We start from the raw sequence: 25,491 nt of genomic DNA, 5'->3' as shown, positions 1-25,491 counted from the left end.
CCGCGCTGCTCGGAGCGACGACACTGATGTCGCTATCGTTATGCGGACCGGCCAGCACGCCGGCGGCGGCACAACAGCAGCAGCCACAAAAGCCAAACATCCTCTTCATCATGGGCGACGACATCGGCTGGATGCAACCGGGCATCTATCACCGCGGCCTGATGGTCGGCGAGACGCCGAACATCGATCGCATCGGCAATGAAGGCGCGATCTTCATGACCTACTATGCCGAGCAAAGTTGCACGGCCGGGCGAAATGCCTTCTTCACCGGCATGAATCCGCTGCGCACCGGCATGATCCCTCCACAATTGCCCGGCAGTCCGTCCTATCTGCGCCCCGGCACCCCGACGCTGGCCAAATTCCTGCTCGATCTCGGCTACACCACCGGCGAGTTCGGCAAGAACCATCTCGGCGATCACACCGACGCGCTGCCGACCGCGCACGGCTTCCAGGAATTCTGGGGCTACCTGTATCACCTCGACGCCATGCAGGGGGTGAGCTTCCCGGACATCAACAAGTCTCCGACCCAGCAGACGGTCGCCCCGCCGTGCAAGAACACGCCGATCCCCGGCGTGCCCGAGGTCCCCGGCGCCGTCGATCCCAAGACCACGACTTGCCTGACGCCGCCACGACCGATCCTGGCGTGCAAATCCGACGGCACCGCCAAGAACATGACATGCAAGGACGAGGGTCCACTGACCCTTGAGCGATCGAAGGGTGTCGACGAGGAAATCTCGGCCAAGGTCATCGACTTCCTCGATCGCAATGACCCGAAGAAGACCAACAAGCCGTTCTTCGTCTGGTACAACCCGGCGCGCATGCACATCACGACCGTGCTGAACGACAAGTACATGGCCATGGTCGGCGAGCCGGGCGGCAAGGACTGGGGCGTCAACGAAGCCGGCATGAAGCAGATGGACGACAACATCGGCTATGTGCTGAAGAAGCTCCAGGACATGGGTCAGCTCGACAACACGATCGTCGTGTTCACCACCGACAACGGCGCCGAGACGTTCACCTACCCGGACGGCGGCACCACCCCGTTCAAGGGCTCGAAGATGAACACCTGGGAAGGCGGCATGCGCGCTCCGTGTGTCATGCGCTGGCCGGGCGTCATCAAGCCCGGCACCGTCAAGAACGACATCTTCGCGTCGCTCGACTGGCTGCCCACGCTTGTCAACATCGCCGGCGGAGATAAGGGCGATGCGCTGAACAAGCGGATTATGGCCGGTTCCTATCCGGGCATCGTCAAGACCAGGCTCGATGGCGTCGACCAGACTGAATACCTCTCGGGACGTTCGGAGAAGTCCGCGCGCGATACCTTCTTCTACTATTCCAGTGCCCATCCGTCGGCGGTGCGCTACAAGAATTGGAAGATGTATTTCGCGATCGCGCCCGAAACCGCGACGGGCTTCCTCTTGCCGGGAGTTCAGACCCAGTTCGCAGCCGGCATGGTAAACCTCAAGCGCGATCCATTCGAGACGTCGTGGGGCGACGAGAAAAAGGCGAATTTCTGGTTCGGCGGGGCGCTCGCCGGGCCGGTCTCGGCCTACGTCTACGACTGGAACCTGCTGCCCATCGGGCAGGTGCTGTGGCTGAAGGAGCTGGAATCCTACAAGGAGTTCCCCCCGCTTCAGGATCCGGCGAGCTACAACCTGGATCAGGTCATGGAACAGCTCAGGAAGGGTCAGGGGCACCCGAGCCAGTAGTTCGGATGCTTGCGGGTGATGCGGGCGCCCCACGGGGCGTCCGCGGACCATAAGCCGATCAAGCAACCACTTCGTCGGGAGATCAACGATGAACAGGAGCTGGAACACCTGGCTTGCGAACACCTGGCTTGCCCTGCCGGCATCGCTCGCTTTCGCACTGGTCGCACCAGTAGCCGCGTCGGCGCAGCAGCAACAGCAAAAGCCCAACATCCTTGTCATCATGGCCGACGACATCGGTTACTGGAATATCAGCGCTTATAACCGCGGCATGATGGGCTATCGCACGCCAAACATTGATCGTATAGCCAACGAGGGTACAATATTCACCGACTATTACGGCCAGCAGTCCTGCACCGCCGGCCGTGCCGCGTTCATCACCGGCCAGAGCCCGCTGCGAACCGGACTTCTAAAAGTGGGATTGCCGGGAGCGAAAGAGGGGTTGTCGGAGAAGGATCCGACGATTGCCGAACTGCTCAAGCCACAGGGCTACGCGACCGGACAATTCGGCAAGAACCATCTCGGCGACCGCAACGAATTCCTGCCGACAGTGCATGGTTTCGACGAGTTTTTTGGCAACCTCTATCATCTGAATGCCGAGGAGGAGCCGGAGAATCCGGACTACCCGAAGAATCCATCGTTCAAGGCGCAGTTTGGTCCGCGTGGCGTGATGAAGTGCGTCGCGACGACCACCGACACGCCGGGCGACGATCCCCGTTTCGGTCCGTGGGGCAAGCAAAAATGCGAGGATACCGGGCCGCTCACCAAGAAGCGCATGGAGACGATCGACGAGGAATTCCTCAACGCCTCGATCGACTTCATCGACCGCACGAACCGGGACAAGAAACCATTTTTCGTGTGGTTCAATCCGAGCCGCATGCACATCTGGACCCGTCTCAAGCCGGAATCTCAAGGCAAGACCGGGCTCGGTATCTATCCGGACGGCATGGTGGAGCATGACGGCCAAGTCGGACAGTTGCTCAAAAAGCTCGACGATCTCGGCATCGCCAGCAATACGATCGTAATCTACACGACCGACAACGGCGCCGAGACTTTCTCGTGGCCTGACGGCGGAACGACGCCGTTCCGTGGCGAAAAAAATAGCAATTGGGAAGGAGGCTACCGCGTTCCGGCGATGATACGCTGGCCCGGTACGGTACCTCCGCGGACCGAGATCAACGAAATCTTCTCTGCCGAAGACTGGGCGACGACTTTGGTCGCGGCCGCCGGCGAGCCCGATGTCAAGAACAAGCTCCTGCAGGGTTATGACGCTGCAGGCAAGAACTTCAAAGTTCATTTGGACGGTTACGACCAGCGCGACCTGCTCGCCGGCAAGGGTCCGGACAAGCGCCGCGAGTTTTTCTACTGGACCGACGACGGCAATCTTGCCGGCCTTCGATATGAACAATGGAAGGCGGCGTTCCTGGAACAGAAGGCCGAAGGCTTCAGTGTCTGGCAGCAACCGCTCGTTCAGCTCCGCCTGCCCATGCTGTTCAACCTCCGCGCAGATCCGTTCGAGCGGGCCCAGCACGAGGCAGGCGATTACGTGCGGTGGTTTGTTGAACATGCGTTCGTGCTCGTCCCCGCGCAGGCGGTCGTGGCACAGCATCTGTCGAGCTTTCGGGACTTTCCGCCACGCCAAAGGCCAGGCTCCTTCTCAGTCGAACAAGCCATGGAGAAACTGAGGAATCCGCCTTCCGGCAATTAGCGGAAGTTTCGGCGACCTTCCTCCGATCGTGGATACAGCCATGAAAACCACCCGCGCACAAAACCTCATCGCCGCCACGCGGGCTTGCTGTCGGCCTCAACGGCGCGGCTTCGGCGAGGAATCCTCGCCGAAGCCATTGGGCAAAAGCCCAAACCGCGATCAGGCGGCCCGGACGTAGCCGTAACGCAGATTCGATGGCTCTTTGGCGGCGAGCTCATACTGGCTCTTCAGGGCGGTCAGCCGGTCCTCGGAAAAGGCCGGCATCCTGATATTGTCGGCAGCCTTCAGATTGATCCGGTACATGCGCGCCGCGTTGCCGCCGAAGATCATCTGCTTGATCGCGCTGTCGGCGCCACCGAGCGGAGCAAAACCATATTTCTTTTGCATATCCTCGGGGATTTCGAGCCGACGCAGCGCCTCAATCTGCCACTGGGGTGACCCGTACCAAACCGAGTCGGTGCCCCATAGGACATGATCGACCCCCATGCCCTTGATCAGCGTGCCGACCAGAGCGGCGCAGAATTTGGGATGCGCCACGGCCGAGTTGGCAAACGACGTGCCAAGCTCCGCGTGGACGTTAGTGACCCCGAACTTCTGTGGAATTTCCGCTAGATCGGTGGCCCACCGGATGCGGCCTGTGGACTCGAACTCGGCCCAGGCCTGATCGGGCAGTTCAAGGAACGGACGCAGCGCCGAGTGATAGATGACGAAGTTCATCTGCGGCCAGTCTTTGGCAGCCTTGCCGATGTCCCAGGCGGTTGCGTACTCCCATACGCCGGCGAAGGATTTCTCGTAATCGGGCGGCAGTAGACCCTTGTGGATGCATAGGGTTGTGATCCCAGCCTTCACCGCCTTGTCGTAGAACGGATACATCACCTGCTCGTCGTCAAGCCGCCAGGGGAATTTCGACGGCGCAAGCGGGTCGCCGATCGTGTAGGACTTCCATGAATCGGGTTTGTAGACCGCGATCGCCTTGTCGACCTCATCCATAAAGCCTGGCTGCTTGGGCGTGATCACGGTGTGCGCTAGCAAGCGGCGTGAGCCCGCAAAGTCGTTGATCATCTCACGCGCCTTGGCGATCTGCTCATTCGACAACAGCCACCAGCTCGGATCGTCGAACGGGGCGCCGCTCAGAAGTGCCATGGTGGTGTCGCTGTCGTAATAGATCTCCTTCATGTAGTTCTGGAACTTGTAGCGGGCGAGCGACGACACGCCTTCCTGCTTCATGTTCGGATTCCAGTGCTCGCTGGCGAAGCTTGCGAGGCCCAGCAGTTCCTCATGCTTGAAATCGTCGCGCACGAAGTGGGTCTGGACATCGAAGACGAATTGCCCTGCGAGACTTTGCGCCCGCGCCAGCATCATTTCGGGCTCGTGGGCTTCGGCCGCCGTGACCTGGAAGACGTTGCCGTAGATCTCGTTCATGGCGAGAAAGGCGGCCGCCATGCCGCAACTCGTTCGCATGAACTGCCGCCGGTTCAAGCCGAGCCGTTGGCCGTTAAGGTCGGCCAACTCATTGATGCGTGCTTCGACCCTCTTCTGGGTCGCGCTCTGCGAAGGCGGCAAATACTCGCCGTTCGATACAATCTGGGTCGGAACCGGCGTTGCGGCCGATGCCGCCTCGGCGCCTGCGACAAGGCGCTGTTCTCGTTCACTGAGCCAACTTCCCATCGTCGTCCTCCCTGTTTTGAATTGTGATCGACCAGTTGCCGGTCGTTAACGGGAGGACGCTGCACCCCGGATCGGCCCAAATCATGACGCGGGGTTTTCGTCGTTCTGGTCGGCCGAACGCTTCGGGATACGGCCATCTTCCACCTGGACCCGCCCGGATCGTCCAGTGTTCCGGCCATCCTTGCGGATACCTATATCTCGACTTCGAGACCGACCTCTACGACCTGTGCGGGCGGAACCCCGAAATACGCGGCCGGAAGATTGGCGTTGAGGTGCATCATGGCGAACAGAGATTTTCTCCAGACAGCCATGCCGGATGTCGCGTTGCTGGGGATCACCATCACCCGCCTGAAATAATAGGTGATGTTCTGAGGATCGATGCCGCGAAGTTCAGGCTCGAGACACGCAAGCTTCAGCCCTTCCATCACGTTCGGTGTTTCCATGAAGCCGAAATGGAAGAGGACGCGGGTGATGCCGGCGCCTACCGGCACCAGCCTGATGCGTTGCTCAGGCTCGACGCGCGGCTTGTCGGTGCTGATGGAGGCGATCAGCAGCACACGCTCATGCAGGACGCGATTATGCCGCAGATGATGCGTCAGGCCGAGCGGGATGCCTGTGCTTGCGGCCGTGAAGATCGCCGCCGCTCCTGACAGTCGAATCGGCCGACTGTCGAGTACCCACGCAACGAACTCGTCCTCACGCTGGCGCAGCTTGGAGCGCTGGTCTTCAAGCAATTGCCACCCGGTTCGCCAGGTCAGCATCAGAAACGCAATAACGCCGGCCATCAGGAGCGGGAACCAGCCGCCCTGGATCAGCTTCGTCATGTTCGCGGCAACGAAGATCAGTTCGATGACAAGGAAGAACCCATTCACCGCTGCCACCAAGAGCGGGTTGTAACCCCATTTCAGGGCAACAAGGGCCGCCAGCACCGTCGTGATCGCCATTAGCATCGAGACGGCGATGCCGTACGCGCCGCCGAGCGCGTCGGATGAACCGAACGTAAGCACGGCCGCAAGCGTGCCCGCGGCCAGCAGCCAGTTCACGACAGGGATATAGATCTGGCCCTTCTCGTGGCTGGCCGTGTGCTGCACCCGCATGCGGGGCAAGAAGCCCTGTTGCATCGCCTGCTGGGTGAGGGAGTACGCGCCGGAGATGATGGATTGCGAGGCGATCACGGTGGCGATCGTAGCGAACGCGACCATCGGATAGTGGGCCCACTTTGGTACGAGCAAGTAGAACGGGTTCTCGACGGCGTGGGGGTCTGCCAGGAGCAATCCTCCCTGGCCGAAATAGTTGAGCATGAGAGCAGGCAGCACGATCGCGAACCATCCGAGTTGAATGGGGAGCCGGCCGAAATGGCCCATATCCGCGTACATTGCCTCGGCGCCCGTGAGCGCCAGAAAGGCGGCGCCGAGCACGGCGAAGGCGACGCCGGGTCCTGCGTGGAGGAGGTAGGCAACGGCATAGTGGGGGCTGATGGCGGCCAGGATGCCCGGAGTCTGCATGATGCCAAGCAGGCCGAGCAGGCCGATGGCAGCGAACCAGATCAGCATTACCGGCCCAAAGATGCTGCCGATGAACTCCGTTCCCCTGCGCTGGACCAGAAACAGACTAGCCAGGATTGCGATGGTGATAGGAACGACCATTGGTGCGAGTCCGGGCGCGTCGATCTTGAGACCTTCAATTGCGCTGAGCACCGAGATCGCCGGCGTGATCACGCCGTCGCCATAAAGCAGCGCCGCCCCGATCAGACCGACGATGAGCAGGGAGGCACGCCAGCTCCCGCGTGGTGCGCGCCTTGCATCGAGCAGCGCCAGCAGTGCCACGATGCCGCCCTCGCCGTGATTGTCGGCGCGCAGGATCAGAATTGCGTATTTGAGCGCGACGATCAGGAGCAGCGCCCAGAGGATCAGCGACACGACGCCCATCACTGTGTCGGGGGTGGGCGCGCCCGCCGCCTCGACGGCCTGCTTCAGCCCATAGAGCGTGCTGGTGCCGATATCGCCGTAGACAACACCGAGTGCGGTAAGCGCCGCGGCTGCGGTCTGCTTCCGGACGCCTTGCCGGGGCAACCCCGCGGTCTGAAGGGTCTCGGTCATCCGGACATCCTTCCCTTTGGTTGCGCAAGTCTGCACGAAAATGGAGCCGGGGAGAAGCTCGATCAGTGGATCAGGAGATTCCTCCGAAACCTGGTTCAGCGGCGCGCATGTCGGTTATTGGGCACGAAGCTGAGGTACCCTTTCGCCCGATGGATGTCCGCTGTCGGGGACGCCGGTCCATGCCAGTCATGAAACGCGGTAGCGCTCGATGATCGCCTTGTCCGGTTCGTAGCCGAGCCCTGGTCCCTGGGGCACTGTGATCGTGCCATTGGCATCGACATCGATGCGGCCGCCCCAAAGACAGGCGGCGCGGTTCATGAAAAACACTTCGACAAACGTGGCATCGTCGCGCAGCGACATCAGCTGCAGCGTCGCCAGAAAGCCCGGCCCGAAATAGGGAGAATGCGGCGCAAGCTTGACGCCCCTTTCATCGGCCAACGCGACCACTTTCAGATATTCGGTAACGCCGCCGACCTTGGTCACCGAGGGCTGCGCATAGCTCACGGCGTCCGCGGTCATCATTTGGCGGAATTGATGAACCGTACAAGCGTTCTCTCCCGCCGCAATATCGATCCCGCCTTCCCTGCGTACCTTCGCGAGCGTCGCAAAATCCTCCGGTGGCCAGACCGGCTCCTCGAGGAATTTTGGCACGGCCGCTCGGCAAGCGTGGGCGAACGCGGTCGCCTCGGTCGCATCCATCGGGCAATTCAGGTCGACCATCAGCGGAATGGCTGCGCCTATCGCCTGACGGGCGGCGAAGACAGTCGGCACCGTGGTTTCATGCAGCTTGATTGCGGTGTAGCCACGTCGTAGCGCCGTCTCGCATTCACCGGCAACATGCTCCGGGTTCCCGATCCGAAGCAGACTTGCATAGGCCGGAATCCGTGCCCGCTTGCTGGCGCCGATGAGGCGGTGCAGCGGCACGCCCTGCACTCTTGCGGCAAGATCCCACAACGCGATGTCGAGGCCGGAAATCGCGAACATCGTGATGCCATAACGGCCGAACAAATGCAGATTGCGCTGAACGCGATCCATGAAGGCGGGAATGCCCTCGGCATCCGGAACTTCGAGACCTCGAGCCTGCGGCGCAATCATTTCATCAATCGCGGTGGCGGTAGATCGTGGACACACATAGCTAAAGGCATCGCCCCAGCCTGTTACGCCCGCGTCGGTGGAGACTTCGACCATGACGGTATCGAGAGCCGTTATGGCGGAGGCGCCTTGCCTGAAGCTCGCGACACCGGCGTCGTAGGGGATACGGATGTGGTGTGCCCTGACGTTCGTGATCAGCATGATGCCAACTCCCGATCTTCCCAAGGTAGCGCAGAGGCGAACCAGGTCTATTCGCTGTTGGGGCAGATTTCCCGGAGCGCGATTAGCGGCGGGTTCGATGAACCCGCCGCCGTCGCGTCCTTCAGGTGATGCCGATGGGGACGCCCGGCGAGCCGGTCGCGCCGGCCATCGGGACCGGCGTAAAGACATAGACGAACTGATACTTCTTGTCGGCGATCAAATCGTCGAACACCAGGTTCTCATGATTGTAGATGCCGTACTTGGTCTGCAGGGTCCCGTGGACCGCGAAGGCCAGCGTCTTGTCAGGATTAGGGACGACCTCCACCGCCCAGGTATCACCGCCAGTCAGGCAGAGATCTTTCTCGATCACCCAGTTCGCGACCTCAAGACCCATGCCAGGCTCACCGCTGTTGAACTTGTCGTTGTTCTTGCCCCAGAGCGAACTCCAGCCGGTATGGAAGAAGATGGCGTCTCCGGGCTTGAAGTCGGCCTCCGACATATTCTGCTTCTGCAGCGCCGCGCGCACATCGGCCACGGTGATCTCTTCGCCGGCTTCCATCATGCGCCCTCTCACCGCGACCATATCGATCAGGTGACCGCGGGTGAAAAACGGCTTGCAGTTCTCGACGCCAAGCTTCTTGAGGCCATACGTGTCACTAAAATCCGCGGCAGCATGACCGTTGTAGAATCTCATCTCCTTCTTGTCGCCGTCGGCTCCCAATTGAATGCCGATGTGACCAAGGCCGTCGAATTGAGTCCCCACCTGGCCAATCTCGGCGGTCACGAACTCATCGTGGTATACGAGCCGATTGTCACCAAACGGGCCTCCAGTCGGGCTACCGGGGATGCGCAACGTAAATACCCGCTTCCCGAACAGAGGCATCGTGGACTCGTAGTTATGGCCAAGCTTGTAGACTTTGCCTTCTTTGATCCACTTGACGGTATCGAGCACCTTCGCGGGCGTGATGTGGTTCGAGGCACCCGCCTGGTCATCGGCACCCCATTTCGAGGGCCACCATTTCTTCTCGCTTAGCTTAGGCGGCGATATTGTGTCGGCCTGCGCAGGTGTGATTGGCGCAAGTCCGAACTTGCCGTGCGACGCGCCAGCGACGGCTACCGCGCTGGCGCCGGCCACTCCGGCGGCCTTCAGGAATCCTCGGCGGTCGGTTGACGCCGATCCTGTATCATCCATGGACTCATTGTTGTTTGGGTTTGTCATGTGTTCCTCCCCAGAGTTCGTTTCGCTCATTGATGGGTGACGACGTTGACAAAAAGGATCATATTGCGCCGCTGACACGGCCACAAGACAGGGACACATTCCGATCCTGGGCGCTGATCTGGCGGCGCTTCCAAGCCACTGCAGAGTCAGGGGAATCCAGCATGGGATTGTTTGATGTCGACATGTCGGCGTCGCGCCTGCCGGTCTCGGTGATCACCGGGTTTCTCGGCAGCGGCAAAACGACCTTGCTCAACAAGCTGTTGCACCATGCCGGCATGGGTGACAGTGCCGTAATCATCAATGAGTTTGGCGAGGTCCCGCTCGACCATCTCCTGGTGGAGGCGATCGAGGGGGAAGTCGCTGTTCTGGCAAGCGGCTGTGTCTGCTGCACGTTGCGCAGCGATCTGGAGCAGACGCTGCGCGGCCTTTTGGCCCGGCGCGATCGCGGCGAAGTGCCGGCTTTTTCGCGGATTCTGGTGGAGACGACCGGACTTGCCGATCCAGCGCCGATCGTTCAGCTCTTGCTGAACAATCCGCTGGTCAGTCACTTCGTGCGTCTCGATACCGTTGTGACCACCGTCGATGCGGTGAATGGCTTACGGCATATCGACGAGCACCCGGAGGCGGTCAAACAGGCCGCGCTGGCCGACCGCCTGTTACTTACCAAGACTGATCTAGCGCCGCCGGAGACGATCGAGGACCTGCAATTGCAGCTTGTCGCGCTTAACCCCGGGGCAGCGCGACACGTTGTTACAAACGGCGAGATTGTGCCGGAAGCGCTGTTCGGCGCTGCATTGTTCGATCCTTCGCGCAAGACGGTCGATGTCCGGCGCTGGATCAATGAGGACGCATACGGAAGCGAGCCGCACGATCACCGCGACCATGAACACCGCGATCATCATCATGACATCAACGCCTTCTGCCTCAGCTGCGACCAGCCGCTGTCATGGGAGGCGCTCTCTACCTGGCTTGGCCGGTTGCGGCACAGCGCAGGCGACGATCTGCTGCGTGTGAAGGGCATCTTGAACTTGGTCGGCGAGAGCGCCCCGGTGGTAATTCACGGCGTGCACCACATTTTTCATCCACCCGTGCTTCTCCATGCCTGGCCTGATTCCGACCATCGATCGAGGATCGTGTTCATCGCAAGAGGGATCGAGCGCGCCGAAATCGAGGCAAGCTTCCTCGAACATGTGGCCGGAGTTCGCGCGTGAGGCGCGCCACAGCAGATCAACAGAACATCGCAGCCGCGCGTCAGAGACGACGAACGCGCCTCAATAAAACCGGTGGAAATGATGGATCGGCCCGTGGCCGTGGCCGACGCTAAAGCGGTCGGCGGCTGCGATCGCGGCGCTGATAAAGGTTTTGGCGTGGCGAACCGCGGTTTCCATCTCCTCGCCCTTGGCGAGCAGGGCTGCGATCGCCGACGAAAGCGAGCAGCCGGTGCCGTGGGTATTTTTGGTGGCGATGCGCGGTGCTGTGAGAGCGATGGTGCCGCTGCCGCGCACGAGATAGTCGATACTCTCTGCGCCCTGCCCGTGCCCGCCCTTGATCAGCACTGCAGCGCAGCCCATCGACAACAGCCGCCTGCCCTGGCGCTCGATGTCGGCCTCGCTCACAGCGACCGGCTCGTCCAGGAGAGCGCCGGCCTCGGGGAGATTCGGCGTAATCAGGGAAGCGCACGGGATGAGTTTTGTGCGCAAGGCTTCGACCGCCTCCGCCGCCAGCAACCGGTCGCCCGAACTCGCTACCATCACCGGGTCGAGCACGACATGATTTGGGGACCAGCGCTTGAGCCCCGCGGCAATGGCCTCGATGGTCGCGAGCTGCGCCACCATTCCGATCTTGACGACCTTGACGTTGAGATCGCTGAAAACCGCATCCATTTGCGCGGTGACAAAATCCGCCGGCACGAGATGAATGCCGGTGACGCCGCTCGTGTTCTGGGCGGTCAATGCCGTGATGACCGACGTGCCGTAGACGCCGAGCGCGGCAAAGGTCTTCATGTCGGCCTGGATGCCGGCACCACCAGAGGAATCCGAGCCGGCGATGGTGAGCGCGACAGGCGTCGTCATCGCTTGGCTCTTTTTAGCTTTAGTTTCAGCCGGCCGATCAGGATCATATCCCTATCCCTAGCGCGAGGCGTTATTGCCAGCAAGTTCTTGAACGCTATATTGAAGCCCAAAGAGACGCCCTCCGGAGACGACAGCGATGGTTCCCTTCTTCGTCCAGTTCAAATGCAAGCTCGGCCAGTCCTATGCCGTCGCCAACGCGCTCGCCGAGGCCGAGATCGCCTCCGAGATCTATTCCACCGCGGGCGACTACGATCTCCTGGTAAAATTCTACGTCGACAACGACACCGACATCGGCCATTTCGTCAACGAGAAGGTGCAGACCATTCCCGGCATCCAGGACACCCATACCATCATCACCTTCAAGGCGTTCGGCACCGGCTAGGTCCGTTCGCGGTCAAACTCTCGCGGGTTGATGTGCAGCGGTGCGCCGCTTTGAAATGGGAGTGCCGATCCTGCAGCCTGAATCGAAAGTCAGCTTTGGCCGGCTCAAAGCGTTCATCCAGGAAGCGCTGACGAGACTGGGCTTGCCGGTCCCCGATGCCGCTGTCGTCGCCGCGCTGATGGCGGAAGCGGACCTGCAGGGATCGGACGGACACGGCGTCTCCCGGCTGCCGCAATATGCCCGTCGCATCAAGGCAGGCGGCTTCAACGTCCGGCCCAACATTCATCTTGTCCGCGAGCAGGCGGGCACGGCCCTGTTGAATGGCGACAACGGCATGGGTCATCTCGTGATGAAGCGCGCGGCCGAGATCGCGATCGAAAAAGCGCGCGCTACCGGCATTGCCTGGGTCAGCTCGCAATTCTCCAACCATGCCGGCCCCGCCTCGCTCTACGCGACGATGCCGCTCGCCCACGACATGATCGGGCTCTATTTCGCGGTCGGCAACGCCAACCATCTTCCGCCCTGGGGCGGCCTCGACATGCTGCTGTCGACCAATCCGATCGCGGCGGCGATCCCGGCCGGAGACGAGAAACCGATCGTGCTCGACATGGCCACCACGGTCGCGGCTTACGGAAAGGTAAAGACAAAAGCGCTGCGCGGCGAGACCATGCCGGAGGGCTGGATGATCGATCGCGAGGGCAAGCCCCTGACCGATCCGAAACGCGCCGACGAAGGCATGCTGCTGCCGCTCGGCGGCATGGAGGCCGGCTACAAGGGCTATGGCCTCGCCATGATCATCGGGCTGCTCGCCGGCACGCTCGGCGGCGCCGCCATGGGGAAGGACGTGATCGACTTCAACCACGACGACGGCAGCGTCACCAACACCGGGCAGGCGATCGCGGCCATCAACATCGCAGCCTTCGGCGATGTTGATGTGTTCAAGGCGAGCGTCGATGCGCTGATACGCGACTTCCGCAACAGCCGCCGGATGCCCGGCGTAGAGCGGATTTCAGTTCCGGGCGAGCGCAGCCAGGAAACGCGGGCGGCCCGGACTCGCGATGGAATTCCGATCGCGCCCGCGCTGATGCGGGGGCTGGATCAGGTTGCGGACGAACTCGGAATCGTGAAGCTCGCCTAGGCGCTGGCAGGCGGGCCGGGATTTTGCGGCGCACCGTGCTATTCCAACAATCCGATGCTGGTAATTCAGGCTAGGGGCACGCATAGTGGCGGCATCACAATTCCGGACGGGTTGATCGGCGTTGGTGATCTAGACTCTTCGCCGTCAACACCGGTCACATGCGGAAGTGTTGTTCGGCAACCGGAGTCTCCGTCATGTCTGTCATGGTTTCCAGCGAAGCAAAGTCTCAGCACACCTTCGATCCCGCCGAGATGGGCGCCATCGCCCATCTCTATCGCGGCGAAGTCTATCGCTCGACGATCTGGCGCACGCGGCTCGACAACACCACCAATTGGGCGATCGTCACGATGGGCATCGCGCTGTCGACGACGTTTTCGAGCCCCGAGGCTTCGCCGCTGCCGCTGCTGCTCGTCGGGCTACTGATCGCCGTGTTTCTCGGCATGGAGGCGCGACGTTATCGCTATTTCAATGTCTGGCGCGCCCGGGCGCGCTGGCTCGAGACCAATTTCTACGCGCCGATATTCACCGGCGAGGCGCGCGACCAAAACTGGCAGACGATATTGGCGCGCGACTATATGGCGCCCCGCCATCACATTTCGTTTGTCCGCGCCGCGGGCCGGCGGTTGCGCCGCAACTACGTCTGGATCCTCGCGATCCAGGTGATCGCCTATTACGGCAAGATCGCCATCCATCCGACGCCCGCGGCGACGCTGCAGGAATTTGTCGATCGCGCCGCCGTCGGTCCAATTCCGGGCTGGGTCGTACTGATCGTCGGCTTCATCTACAATTTCGGCTGGATCGCGTTCGCGCTCGGCACGTTGTGGCTCGACCGGCGCAAGCATGGAGCGGGCGGCGCGGTGGCGATGGGTTAGGGCCGCGTGCATCGCTCAAGCGTCTATCAGCATGCGCCCTGATCACGACTTGTCGCCATCCTTCGCCTTGCGCGGCGGGCGCGGCGGTCCCTCGACCGGCGGCAGCGATTTGAGATAGTCGGCGATCGCCGCGCGATCCTCCGCCGACAATTGCGAGGTGTTCTTGATCACGCGCGCCATCGAGCCGCCGGCAGTGTCGTTATCGGGCGTTACCCCGGTTTCGAGAAAGAAAGCGATGTCCTTTTCGCTCCAATCGCCTAGCCCCTTTTGCGTGATGTTCGGCACCCAGCCCTCGCCTTCGGGGTTGGGCCCGCCGGCGAAGCGTTGGGCTGTGATGATGCCGCCGAGGAAATTTCGCGGGCTGTGACACTCGGCGCAATGGCCGAGGCTGTTGACGAGATAAGCGCCGCGATTCCACTGCGGTGAATGCGCAGCGTCCGGGACAAAGGGCTTGCCGTCCATGAACAGGATTTTCCAGATTCCGACGTTGCGGCGGATATTGAACGGAAACGGCACGTCATGGTCGCGCACCTTGCCGGACACCGGGGCAAGCGTTTTCAAATAGGCAAAGAGATCGCTGATGTCCTCGACCTTCGCATGCGCGTAAGACGTGTAGGGAAAGGCCGGAAAGTAATGCGATCCCGCGGGAGAGATTCCCCGCGTCACCGCGTTGACGAATTCGGCTTCGGTCCATCGCCCGATGCCGTCGGCCGGATCGGGAGAGATGTTCGGCGCGTAGAACGTCCCGAACGGGGACGGTATCGCAAGCCCGCCACCGAGCCGCAAGCGATCGGGCTGGCCGGGCACGGCATGGCAGGAGGAACATCCTCCGGCGTTGAATGTTGTCTGGCCGTTCGCAGGGTTCGGCGTATGGGCCGGCGCTGCGACCGCTGATACGGCCGGCGGCGCGGTCAGCCACCAGTAGATGCCAAAGCCGGCAGCACCGGCGAGAGCGAGGCCAAGGAGAATTCGTCGCAGCATCACCAGCCCGTCACGATCCATCGCAATCTGGCCGCTAGTATGACTGCTAATTCGGCCCTACACTGTCTTAAAATTTGAGGCGTTTAACCCGTTTCCGGGAATAAAATCACAACCTCATTGTTTTGAAATTGGCGCGTTTTAAAACTGGGCACCATCACGTGACGCCAACAGGGGAGAAAACCATGTCGAATACCAAAACCATGCTTGCCACGCTTGCGCTGGGAGCAACCTTTGCTTTTGCCGGCCCCGCCTTTGCCGAGAAGATGAAGGCGACGCTGGACGGCAAAGCCGAGGTGCCCGCCACCACCACCACCGGCTCAGGCACGGCCGACATCGACTACGATCCCGCCACCAAGAAGATGACCTGGAAGCTGACCTATTCGGGCCTCTCCGGCCCGGCCACGGCGGCGCATTTCCACGGCCCGGCCGAGCCCGGCAAGAACGCCGGCGTCAAGGTTCCGATCCCGAACGCCACCGCAAGCCCGGCCGAAGGCAGCGCCACGCTGACCGACGAACAGGCCGCCGACCTGATGGCCGGCAAGTACTATGTCAACGTCCACACCGCGGCCAATCCGGGCGGCGAAATCCGGGGTCAGGTGACCAAGTAATTTTTCGAGATTGCGCTGGAGCTCGTCGCTCCGGCGCCGCTTCGAAGCATCATAAGATCTCAAGACATCATAAGATCTCAAGACATCATAAGATCTCAAGACATCGTAAGATCTCAAGACATCGTAAGATCTCAAGACAAAGGGTGGATCGCCTGACGGCGTCCACCCTTTTGCAATTCGAGCTACAAGCGAGCTTGCGGCGACTTATTTGAGCTTGAGCCGATAGGTCTCGTGACAATCGGTGCACTTGGCCTGGACGGTGTCGAAAGCGACCTTCAGGCTGGCAACATCCTTGGCCGTGCCCTTGACGTCCGCGAGCGCCTTGGAGACCGCGGGCACCTTCGAATCGAAATCGGCCTTGTTCTGCCAGATTTTTTGCGAGGACCCGTAGGTCGCGTTCACGACGTCTTCCTTGGGATTGGTCGCAAACACGTTGGGGATCGTGGGCACGCTGCCTTCAAGATCCTTGAAGGCGGCATCGATCGCTTTCTGATCGTAAGGGATCTCGCCTTTCACCGTTTTCAGGATCACCCCATACATGCTCTTGCCCTGCGCCCGCATCAAATTGTCCTGCTTCACGGCGACATCCTGCTGCGCCATGACGGCGCCGACGCCGAGCAACAAGGCGCCCGCAACAATAACGGTTCGTATCATCGGCCAGCACTCCGTCCTGAGAAGCCAAACACCGCCAGCGCGCGGAAGCGCGGTCGCGGTTCATCCATCGCTAAAACTCTGATCACGGCGGTTTATTCCCCCAAGAAGATATCGGAGATAACGTCAGTGACAGATATCAGAGACTGTGCCGGCGCTGATGCTCGCGAATTGCAATCCAGACCCGCTCCGCGGTCGCGGGCATGTCGATGTGATCGATCTTGTATTCGCGCCACAACCCCTCGATGATCGCATTGACGACCGCCGGACAGGAGCCGATCGCGCCGGCCTCGCCCGCGCCCTTGACACCCAGCGGATTGGTCTTGCAGGGGACGTTGTGGGTCTCGAATACGAATGACGGGCCGTCGGCCGCGCGCGGCAGCGCGTAATCCATGAACGTCCCGGTCACGAGCTGGCCGTCGATCGGGCTATAGACCGCCTGCTCCATCAAGGCCTGGCCGATGCCCTGCATCGCGCCGCCATGGACCTGGCCGGCGAGTAGCAGCGGATTGAGCGTCACGCCGAAATCGTCGACGATGACATAATTGATGATCTTGATGATACCGGTTGCGGGATCGATTTCGACCTCGGCGAGGTGGGTGCCGTTCGGATAGGTGCCGTCGGCCGCGGCAAACGTCGCGCTTCCGTTCAGTTTTGAAGGATCGACGCCCGGCCGCTTTGCAAGGTCCGCAAAACTGACGGAGCGATCGGTGCCGGCGATGCGCACAATTCCCTCGTTGATCTCGAGATCGCTGCTGCTTGTTTCCAGCGCCTCGGCGGCGATTTCCTTCAGCTTCTTGCCGAGCTCGCTGGTCGCACGCTGGACGCTGACACCGCCGGTCGGGATCGAAGCCGAGCCGCCGGTCCCTAAGCCCGTCGCGATCAGATCGGTATCGCCCTGCAGGACGTGGACGCGCTCGGGCGGCAGCCCGAATTGGTCGGCCACGATCTGGGCGTAGGCGGTCTGATGGCCCTGCCCGCTTGACTGGGTGCCAATCAGAACCGTGACGTCGCCATTGGGATCGAGCTTTACGTTGGCGGTCTCCTCGCCCATGGTGCCGCAGACCTCTACATAGGTCGCAAGCCCGATGCCGCGCACCAAACCTTCCTTCTTGGCGGCCTTGGCGCGCTTGGGAAACTCTTTCCACTCCGCGATCTCCATGGCGCGCTTCATATGCGCGGTGAAGTCGCCGGAATCGTAGATCTTGCCGGTCGCGGTCTTGTAAGGCATCGCGCGCGGAGCAATAAAATTCTTGCGGCGGATCGCGTCCGGCGTCATGGCGAGTTTTCGCGCAGCGGCGTCGACCAGCCGCTCGACCACATAGGCCGCTTCGGGGCGTCCCGCGCCGCGATAGGCATCGACCGGCACGGTGTTGGTGAACACGGTGCGGACGCGGCAATGGAAGGTCTGGATGTCGTAGAGGCCCGGCAGCATGCCGGCGCCGCCGTGGGGAATGTACGGCCCGAAGGTCGAGAGGTACGCGCCCATGTCGCCCATCAGGTCGACATCCATCGCGAGGAACTTGCCGTCCTCGGCGAGCGCCATCCGCGCGGTCGTGACGTTGTCGCGCCCTTGTGCGTCGCCCATGAAGTGATCGGCGCGGTCGGCGGTCCATTTGACCGTCTTGCGCAGCTTTCGCGCGGCGACGGCGATCAGTGCGTATTCGCGATAGGGAAACAGTTTGGTGCCGAACCCGCCGCCGACATCGGGGCAGATCACCCGCATCTTTTCCAGCGGAATCTTCAAGACCATGCCGCCGATGATCTCGCGCAGACGGTGGCTGCCCTGGCTGCCGACCGTGAGCGTCAGGTGATCGCGCTTGGCGTCGTATTCGCAGACCGCGGCGCGGGTCTCCATGAAGTTGGTGATGACGCGCGGATTGACGACGGTGATTTCGGCGATCGCATGAGCCTTGGCGAAGGCTTCGTCGACGGCCTTCTTGTCGCCGATCGGCACGTCGAACAAGACATTGCCGGGATGTTCGGCCCAGACCTGCGGCGCACCCTTTTTGACCGCGTTGGCAACGCCGACCACGGCCGGCAGCGGCGTCCATTTGACCTCGATCGCCTCGATCGCGTCGCGGGCCTGATCGATCGTATCCGCGACCACGAAAGCAACGGCGTCGCCGACATGACGCACCTCATCCTTGGCCAGGATCGGATACGGCGGCCCGGTGAACGGGTTGACTTCCAGGTTGAACAGGCACGGCAGGCCGCCGAGATCGCTGACATCCGCAGCCGTCAGGATCACCCCGACCCCGGGCAGGCCGCGAGCCTTGCCGACATCGATCGTGAACTTCGCATGGGCATGCGGCGAGCGCAGCACCAGCGCATGCATCGCAGCTATCGGCGCGACGTCGTCGGTGTAGCGGCCCTTGCCGCGAATGAGGGCATCGTCTTCCTTGCGAAGCACGCTCTGACCGACGCCGAATTTGATGGGAGCCATCGTATCTCCGTTTCCTCTCAAGTTATTTTCGCCATATTGGCGTGGTTCGCGGCGAAGCGCAAACGCCTTTAGCTCCGCACCAGCGATCTCAGCCAGCCCCTGCCGAACACGAGCAGGATCGATCCGGCATAGACGACCGTACCTACCACGATCAGCAGAACCAATGTGGTTTCATCCCGCAGCATGCTGACATGGGTGAGTTGCGCCGCAGCAAGGCGTGCGGCCAGCCACAACGCCGCGGCAAGCACGATGCCGGCACCGAAAAATTTGATCAGCGACAACACAAAGGCGCGGTCGAATTCGAGGTACCCTGCCCGCACCGCAAAACCTGTCACCAACAAAAGATTGATCCAGGCGCCGACCGCGGTCGCGAGCGCGAGACCGACCTGCGCCAGCGTGCCGACCAGTGCAATTTTCAATGCGACATTGGCGGCGACCCCGATCAGGGCGGCCTTCACAGGCGTTGCGGTATCCTTGCGGGCGTAAAAGGTCGCGACCGCGCTCCTGATCAGCACAAACGGGATCAGCCCGACCGCGTAGGCCGCGAGTGTCGCGCCTGCGGACGCGGCATCGGCCTTCGAGAACGCGCCGCGCGCGAACATCGCGCGCATGATGACATCGGGCACGGTCAGGAACGCCGCCACGAACGGCACCGAAAACAACAGCGTAAAATCGAACGCCCGCCGTTGCGAGGCCATCGCGCCCTGGTGATCGCCCGCGGTCAGCCGCCGCGACATTTCCGGCAGCAATACCGTGCCGATCGCAATCCCGATCACGCCGATCGGCAGCTGGTTGAGCCGGTCGGCATAATACAGCGCCGACAGCGCGCCGGCGGGCAGGAAGGTTGCGATGATGGTATCGGCAAACAGCGCGACCTGCGTTCCCATCGAGCCCAGCGTCGCGGGCCCGAGTGCTGCAAAGAAGGCGCGGACATCGTCGTCGAGCTTGAGCGAAGCGAACCGCGGCAGGCCGCCATGAAAGGCGAGATCGCCGGCCAGGAGAAAATATTGCAGAAAGCCCGAAACCAGCACGCCCCAGGCCGCGGCATGGCCGGGTCCCGGAAACAAAGCGGCGAGCGCCAGCGTCGCCATCATCGCGATGTTGAGAAAGATCGGCGCCGCGGCGGCACTGGCAAAGCGGTGCATGACGTTGAGCATGCCGCCATAGAGCGTCACCAGCGTGATCGGCAGCAGATAGGGAAAGGTGATCCGCGTCAGCTCGATCGCGAGCCGCCGCTGCTCGGCGTCCTCGGTGAAGCCGGGCGCCAGAATACTCATCGCCTGCGGCATGAACAGCCATGCCACGATCAGCAGCAAGAGCTGCGAGACAAACAGCAGGGTGAAGATGCGGTCGGCGAATAATTTCGCGGATTTTTCACCGCGTTCGCCGTGGACATGCGCATAGGCCGGCACGAACGCCGCGTTGAAAGCGCCTTCGGCAAAGATCGCGCGAAAATGATTGGGCAGCCGCAGCGCCACGAAAAACGCATCCGCCACCGGACCCGCGCCGAGGATCGCCGCGAGCATGATATCGCGGGCAAAACCGGTCAGCCGCGAGAGCAGCGTATAACCGCCGACGGTGAAGATGCGTCCGAGCATGCGCCGCTTCTAGCGCATATTCGGTTCCGATTGCATCAGAACCGAAGCGCTAGTTTCTTTGTTTTGACGCGTTTTCTTAACGCGACCCGGTATCCACCCCCGGATCGAGTCCGAGGGCATGCTTCGCTCGAAAACGCTATGGCCCATACGGCAGCGCTTCAAAACGGCAAAAATCAGGTTGAAATGGCGCCGCGCACAGCCTTAATGATCCGCTCCTGCGTCGGTTCGTCCAGATAGGCGTGCATCGGCAGGCTGATGACGTCGGATGACAAGCGCTCGCAGGCCGGCAGGCCGCCGTCGGCGACCGGAAAATCCTTATACGCGGTCTGCTGATGCATCGACTTCGGATAATAGATCGCGGTCGGAATGCCCTGCGCTTTCAGCGCCGCGGCAAAACTGTCGCGGTCGCAACCCCTGGGCAGGCGGATGGTATATTGCGCCCAGATCGAGGTGCTGCCGCCGGCGAGCCGCGGCACCGTCACGACATTGCCGAGCCCGCGCGCATAGCGTTCCGCAACTTGGTCGCGCGCGGCGATTTCGTCCTCGAAGATCTTCAGTTTCTCGAGCAGGACCGCCGCCTGCATGGTGTCGAGCCGTCCGGTCAGCCCGAGACGAACATTGTCGTATTTGTCAGAACCTTGGCCATGGACGCGAACGCTGCGCAGCGTCGCGGCGAGTTCGGCGTCGTCGGTGAAGATCGCGCCGCCGTCGCCGAAGCAGCCGAGCGGTTTTGCCGGGAAAAAGCTCGTAGCAGTGGCTAGCCCAAAAGTGCCGAGACGGCGGCCCTTGTAGCTGGCGCCAAAGGCCTGCGCCGCATCATCAAGTATGAAGAGCCCCTCAGCTTCCGCGATCGCGGCAATCGCGTCATGGTCGGCGCTCTGCCCGAACAGGTCGACCGGGATCACCGCCACCGGCTTGAGCCTAAGTTTTTTCGCGGTGGCGATGCCGCGCTTGAGCGAATCCGCACTCATGTTGAACGTCGCCTCGTCGACATCGACAAATACCGGCGTCGCGCCGGTCAGCGCCACCGCCTCACCGGTCGCGCAGAACGTAAAGGACGGACACAGCACCGCATCGCCGCGGCCGACGCCTTTTGCCATCAGCACCATCAGGAGCGCATCGGTGCCGCTGGCGCAGCTCACGACATGCTTGGCCCCGCTGAAGGCCGCAAGCGCCGCCTCGAGCTGCGTCACTTCCGGGCCGTTGATGAACTGGCAATGGGCGAGCACCCGGGAAACCGCCTCGTCGACGGAGGTGCCGAGCCGGCGGCGCTGCGCGGCGAGGTCGATGAAGGGGACGGGTTCCGGACGCAGATGCTGGTTCATGGAGCCTTGCAGGGATTGAGAGGGGGACATCAGGAGCGCGGTCAGCCGACGACCCGCCGCGGCCCCTTGCGCGCGGGAGAGGCCGCGGCGGGTTTTGAGGGCGTTTCCAGGCAGCGGGTCGCGATTTCGAGGCTGGCGACAGCTTCGTCGCCGCTCACCGCCGGCGCCCCACCAGAGCGTACCGCGTGAAGGAAGGCGATCAGTTCGACGCGCAACGGCTCGTCATGGCCGACGGGCAGATGGCGCATCGAGTAGGCGCCGTCCGGCTTGAAGCCGAAGCATTCGGTGACCTGGCGCGTCAAGAGATCGCCCATGACATATTTGCCGCGGGTCGCGACCGTGACGTTGCGCGCCTTGAACGGCGTCAGCCAGTTGGTGTTGATATGGGCGAGCACGCCGGAGGCGGTGCGGAACTGCAACAGCGCAATATCCTCGCGCTCGGCAACGGCGCTCGAGAGCTGCGGCTGCACCTCGACAATATCGGACTCGGTGAACCAGCGGATCAAATCGATGTCGTGCACGGCGAGGTCGATGACCACGCCGACATTCGACATCCGCGGCGGAAACGGGCCGACACGGGTGATCGCGATCGACAGGATGTCTTCGCCCGAGATCGCCTGCTTGATGGCGGCGACCGCCGGATTGAAGCGTTCGACATGACCGACCATCAGCGTCACGCCGGCGCGGTGGGCGGCGGCGACGATGTCGCGCCCCTCCTCCACCGAAGAGGCGATCGGCTTTTCGACCAGGACGTGAATGCCCTGCCCGATGCAGGCGAGCGCGATCTCATGATGTAGGTGGGTTGGTGCGGCGATGGTCACCGCGTCGACCCCTTCGACGATCAACGCGTCGAGATCAGCAAAAGTGCGGCAGCCCGTCATTTCCGTAGCGCGCGTCCGGTGCGCCGGTAGCGGATCGACGACGCCGACCAGCGTAATATCCGGCAAGCCGGCGAGCACGCGGGCATGATTGCTGCCCATGACGCCGGCGCCGATGACGCCGATGCGAAGCGCACGTTTCGCCTCGGCCTTCCCGGCCGATGCCCCTTCCCTGGAAGTCATATCTGCAACCCCGATAATTCCTGCGCCACGAACATCCCCACGAATATCCCCAAGGACATCCCGATGGCTCTCTAGCACGTCGCCACACATGTGGCGAATGCCGAGACGCGATCCCGGACACGTTTTGATTCAAAAAATTACAGCATCCTGCCGCCGGCTTAAGCACCATACCCGGCCCAAAAAGCTACGGTTCCAAGTCAAGCGACCAGCCCGATTCGCCTAGGCGCGCCGGTAATCGTCCTCGATGCGGACGATGTCGTCCTCGCCGAGATAGCTTCCGGTCTGGACTTCGATCAGCTCCAGCGGAATCTTGCCGGGATTTTCCATCCGATGCGTGGCGCCGATCGGGATGTAGATCGATTCGTTCTCGTGCACGACCTTGACGAGTTCGTTGACCGTCACCCGCGCGGCACCTCGCACCACGATCCAATGCTCGGATCGGTGGTGATGTTTCTGCAGCGAGAGCCGGCCGCCCGGCTTGACGATGATGCGCTTGACCTGATGGCGCTCGCCCATGTCGATCGATTGATACGACCCCCAGGGACGGTGCACCTTGAGATGTTCTTCCGTGACCTGAGGCGCCACGGTTTTCAATTTCGCCACCAGCCGCTTCAGGCCGTTGGCATCCTTCTGGCGCGACACCAGCACGGCGTCCTGCGTCGCCACGACGACGAGATCATCAACGCCTTCGAGCGCAACCAGCGCCTTGTCGGTCGAAACGTTGCAGTTGCGGGAATCCTCGAACACGGCCGAGCCCTGCGCGGCGTTGCCCTGGCCGTCCTTGTCCGACAGTTCCCACACCGCATGCCAGGAGCCGACATCGGACCAGCCGCACTTGACCGGCACCACCGCGGCGCGCGAGGTCTTTTCCATCACCGCATAATCGATCGAGATCGCCTTCGCCGATCCGAACGCGCTTGAATCGAGCGTGACAAATCCGAGATCGCGCCCCGCTTTGGTGACGGAATCGGCGACGGCCTGCACGCTCTCCGTGTCGACCTTGCGGTATTCATCGAGCAGGACGCCGGCGCGAAACATGAAGTTGCCGCTGTTCCAGAAATAACCGGCCTTGACGTATTCGGCGGCTTTTGCCGGATCCGGCTTCTCGACGAATCTGGCGACGGCGCGGACCTCGCCGGCAACCGGCTCGCCGGCGCTAATATAGCCGTATTCGGTTGCGGCGCGCTCGGGCTCAACGCCGAAGGTGACGATGCGCCCCGCGGCCGCCGCGACCAGTCCCTGGCGACAGGCGGCGACAAAGGCATCGGTATCGCGCACGACGTGGTCGGCGGCGAGCGCCAGAACGATCGCCTCACTGTCGCGCGTCTGCGCAAAGGCCGCGCCGGCTGCGATCGCCGGACCGGAATCGCGCCGCATCGGCTCCAGCATGATATCGGCCTCAAGCCCGATCTCGGCCAGTTGCTCCAGCACCATGAAGCGGTAGGCCGTGTTGGTGATGACGATCGGCCGCTCGAACAGCGCCGCATCCGACACCCGCGAAAGCGTATCCTGAAAGGTCGAGCGCACCCCGAACAACGGCAAAAATTGCTTGGGTCGGCCCTCGCGCGAGGACGGCCACAGCCGCGTTCCGGCGCCGCCGCACATGATCAGTGGAATGATACGATTGCTCATTGCGCCCTGCTGTCAGAGGTTGTGATAGTCACGATACCATTTTGCAAACTTTGCAATACCATTTTCAATCGTGGTGGCCGGGGCGAACCCGATCTCGCGCGCCAGATCATCGATGTCGGCATAGGTTGCCGGCACGTCGCCCGGCTGCATCGGCAACATCTCCTTGGCGGCGACGCGGCCGAACTGTTTTTCCAGAAGCGAAACCACGTGCATCAGATCTTCCGGATGGCTGTTGCCGATGTTGTAGATCTTCCACGGCGCGGCGCTGGTCGCTGGATCGGGCTTTGCGCCGGACCAACCCGGATTGCCCTGTGGTGGACGATCGATCAGGCGCATGATGGCCTCGCTGACATCGTCGACAAAGGTAAAATCGCGGCGCATGTTGCCGCCATTGAACAATTTGATCGGCTTCCCCTCAGTGATCGCTTTGGCGAAAATGAACATCGCCATGTCCGGACGGCCCCAGGGACCATAGACCGTAAAGAACCGGAGACCGGTTGCGGGAATGCGATACAGGTGACTGTAGGCATGCGCCATCAGTTCGTTGGCTCTTTTCGATGCCGCATAAAGGCTGACCGGATGATCGACATTATCCTGCACTGAAAACGGCAATTTGGTGTTGGCGCCATAGACTGAAGACGAGGATGCGAACAACAGATGCTTGCAATCATTATGCCGGCACCCCTCCAGCACGTTCATGAAACCCCCGATATTTGCATCGATATAGGCATGGGGATGCTGCAGCGAATAGCGGACGCCCGCCTGCGCGGCGAGATGGATGACCGCAGGAAAGCGGTACTGCGCGAAAAGTAGGCTTGTTGCCGCGCGATTTGCCAGATCGAGCTTCACAAAACTGAAATTCGGATCGCGCTTCAATATATCGAGGCGGGCTTCCTTCAGTTTGGGATCGTAATAATCATTGACGGCATCGAGTCCAACGACCACGCGGCCAGCCGACAGCAAACGCTGCGCAATATGGAATCCGATAAAGCCGGCAGCTCCGGTGACCAGTACCGCTTTGTCCGACATCCT

20 protein-coding genes are annotated in these 25,491 nt (G+C 61.9%); 7 read left to right on the top strand and 13 right to left on the bottom strand.

Features of this window, described 5'->3' with window-relative positions; translation table 11 throughout:
• The first annotated feature begins 26 nt into the window (after positions 1 to 26).
• Together B5526_RS30155 and B5526_RS30150 are read left to right on the top strand one after the other, a co-directional pair.
• Positions 27 to 1,709, top strand: coding sequence for an arylsulfatase (locus tag B5526_RS30155; protein WP_079545580.1), 1,683 nt, complete (start codon positions 27 to 29; stop codon positions 1,707 to 1,709).
• A gap of 88 nt (positions 1,710 to 1,797) precedes the next feature.
• Positions 1,798 to 3,414 carry an arylsulfatase gene (locus B5526_RS30150; protein WP_079543408.1) on the top strand — a complete coding sequence of 539 codons (1,617 nt, stop codon included), beginning with the start codon at positions 1,798 to 1,800 and terminating at the stop codon, positions 3,412 to 3,414.
• Between the two features lie 159 nt (positions 3,415 to 3,573).
• Here the strand turns inward: B5526_RS30150 and B5526_RS30145 are convergent, their stop codons facing one another.
• The 4 genes from B5526_RS30145 to B5526_RS30130 all read right to left on the bottom strand — a co-directional run bounded on the left by B5526_RS30145 (position 3,574) and on the right by B5526_RS30130 (position 9,693).
• On the bottom strand, positions 3,574 to 5,082 hold the full coding sequence (locus tag B5526_RS30145; protein WP_079543407.1) for an amidohydrolase family protein: 1,509 nt from the start codon (positions 5,080 to 5,082) through the stop codon (positions 3,574 to 3,576).
• Between the two features lie 191 nt (positions 5,083 to 5,273).
• Entirely contained in the window at positions 5,274 to 7,181 is a 1,908-nt protein-coding gene (locus tag B5526_RS30140) for a potassium transporter Kup (protein ID WP_079543406.1), read from the bottom strand.
• A 186-nt stretch (positions 7,182 to 7,367) separates the two neighbouring features.
• Complete coding sequence (locus tag B5526_RS30135; protein ID WP_079543405.1) at positions 7,368 to 8,474, bottom strand: mandelate racemase/muconate lactonizing enzyme family protein; 1,107 nt, start codon at positions 8,472 to 8,474, stop codon at positions 7,368 to 7,370.
• Between the two features lie 121 nt (positions 8,475 to 8,595).
• Positions 8,596 to 9,693, bottom strand: a complete 1,098-nt coding sequence (locus tag B5526_RS30130) for a cyclase family protein (RefSeq protein ID WP_079543404.1) — start codon at positions 9,691 to 9,693, stop codon at positions 8,596 to 8,598.
• On the opposite strand from B5526_RS30130, the gene B5526_RS30125 reads away from it, so the two are divergent.
• Positions 9,642 to 10,904 carry a CobW family GTP-binding protein gene (locus B5526_RS30125; protein WP_244562098.1) on the top strand — a complete coding sequence of 421 codons (1,263 nt, stop codon included), beginning with the start codon at positions 9,642 to 9,644 and terminating at the stop codon, positions 10,902 to 10,904. The two genes, B5526_RS30130 and B5526_RS30125, sit on opposite strands and share 52 nt — an antisense overlap.
• Before the next feature lie 60 nt (positions 10,905 to 10,964).
• On the opposite strand, the gene thiD is transcribed toward B5526_RS30125, so the two are convergent.
• Positions 10,965 to 11,765, bottom strand: coding sequence for a bifunctional hydroxymethylpyrimidine kinase/phosphomethylpyrimidine kinase (gene thiD, locus B5526_RS30120; RefSeq protein ID WP_079543402.1), 801 nt, complete (start codon positions 11,763 to 11,765; stop codon positions 10,965 to 10,967).
• Positions 11,766 to 11,901: 136 nt separating this feature from the next.
• On the opposite strand from thiD, the gene B5526_RS30115 reads away from it, so the two are divergent.
• From B5526_RS30115 to B5526_RS30105, 3 genes are all read left to right on the top strand, one after another.
• The gene (locus tag B5526_RS30115) at positions 11,902 to 12,147 is read left to right on the top strand and encodes an Lrp/AsnC ligand binding domain-containing protein (protein WP_079543401.1); all 246 of its coding nucleotides are present in this window, start codon (positions 11,902 to 11,904) and stop codon (positions 12,145 to 12,147) included.
• A 40-nt stretch (positions 12,148 to 12,187) separates the two neighbouring features.
• On the top strand, positions 12,188 to 13,285 hold the full coding sequence (locus tag B5526_RS30110) for an Ldh family oxidoreductase (protein ID WP_244562097.1): 1,098 nt from the start codon (positions 12,188 to 12,190) through the stop codon (positions 13,283 to 13,285).
• A 194-nt stretch (positions 13,286 to 13,479) separates the two neighbouring features.
• Positions 13,480 to 14,157: a DUF2270 domain-containing protein gene (locus tag B5526_RS30105; RefSeq protein ID WP_079543399.1), complete on the top strand. Its 678-nt coding sequence runs from the start codon at positions 13,480 to 13,482 to the stop codon at positions 14,155 to 14,157.
• A gap of 42 nt (positions 14,158 to 14,199) precedes the next feature.
• Here the strand turns inward: B5526_RS30105 and B5526_RS30100 are convergent, their stop codons facing one another.
• Entirely contained in the window at positions 14,200 to 15,138 is a 939-nt protein-coding gene (locus B5526_RS30100) for a c-type cytochrome (protein ID WP_079545577.1), read from the bottom strand.
• 182 nt (positions 15,139 to 15,320) lie between these two features.
• On the opposite strand from B5526_RS30100, the gene B5526_RS30095 reads away from it, so the two are divergent.
• Positions 15,321 to 15,746: a CHRD domain-containing protein gene (locus tag B5526_RS30095; RefSeq protein WP_079543398.1), complete on the top strand. Its 426-nt coding sequence runs from the start codon at positions 15,321 to 15,323 to the stop codon at positions 15,744 to 15,746.
• A gap of 204 nt (positions 15,747 to 15,950) precedes the next feature.
• On the opposite strand, the gene B5526_RS30090 is transcribed toward B5526_RS30095, so the two are convergent.
• The 7 genes from B5526_RS30090 to B5526_RS30060 form a co-directional block, all read right to left on the bottom strand.
• On the bottom strand, positions 15,951 to 16,400 hold the full coding sequence (locus tag B5526_RS30090) for a cytochrome c (protein ID WP_079543397.1): 450 nt from the start codon (positions 16,398 to 16,400) through the stop codon (positions 15,951 to 15,953).
• 136 nt (positions 16,401 to 16,536) lie between these two features.
• On the bottom strand, positions 16,537 to 18,843 hold the full coding sequence (locus B5526_RS30085) for a xanthine dehydrogenase family protein molybdopterin-binding subunit (protein WP_079543396.1): 2,307 nt from the start codon (positions 18,841 to 18,843) through the stop codon (positions 16,537 to 16,539).
• A gap of 68 nt (positions 18,844 to 18,911) precedes the next feature.
• A complete protein-coding gene (gene murJ / locus B5526_RS30080; RefSeq protein WP_079543395.1) occupies positions 18,912 to 20,441 on the bottom strand; it encodes a murein biosynthesis integral membrane protein MurJ in 1,530 nt (509 codons plus the stop codon).
• Positions 20,442 to 20,614: 173 nt separating this feature from the next.
• Positions 20,615 to 21,766, bottom strand: a complete 1,152-nt coding sequence (locus tag B5526_RS30075) for a DegT/DnrJ/EryC1/StrS family aminotransferase (RefSeq protein ID WP_079543394.1) — start codon at positions 21,764 to 21,766, stop codon at positions 20,615 to 20,617.
• 41 nt (positions 21,767 to 21,807) lie between these two features.
• Positions 21,808 to 22,827 (bottom strand): Gfo/Idh/MocA family protein, encoded by a 1,020-nt coding sequence (locus B5526_RS30070; protein ID WP_079543393.1) that lies wholly within the window; start codon positions 22,825 to 22,827, stop codon positions 21,808 to 21,810.
• Positions 22,828 to 23,046: 219 nt separating this feature from the next.
• The gene (locus B5526_RS30065; protein ID WP_079543392.1) at positions 23,047 to 24,459 is read right to left on the bottom strand and encodes a mannose-1-phosphate guanylyltransferase/mannose-6-phosphate isomerase; all 1,413 of its coding nucleotides are present in this window, start codon (positions 24,457 to 24,459) and stop codon (positions 23,047 to 23,049) included.
• A 12-nt stretch (positions 24,460 to 24,471) separates the two neighbouring features.
• Positions 24,472 to 25,488 (bottom strand): NAD-dependent epimerase, encoded by a 1,017-nt coding sequence (locus B5526_RS30060; RefSeq protein WP_079543391.1) that lies wholly within the window; start codon positions 25,486 to 25,488, stop codon positions 24,472 to 24,474.
• Between the last annotated feature and the right edge of the window lie 3 nt (positions 25,489 to 25,491).

Source organism: Bradyrhizobium lablabi, from assembly GCF_900141755.1.
In the GTDB taxonomy this organism is placed as follows: Bacteria; Pseudomonadota; Alphaproteobacteria; order Rhizobiales; family Xanthobacteraceae; genus Bradyrhizobium; species Bradyrhizobium lablabi_A.
The sequence above is the reverse complement of the archived record's forward strand: the minus strand, read 5'-3'. Positions and strand labels throughout refer to the sequence as shown.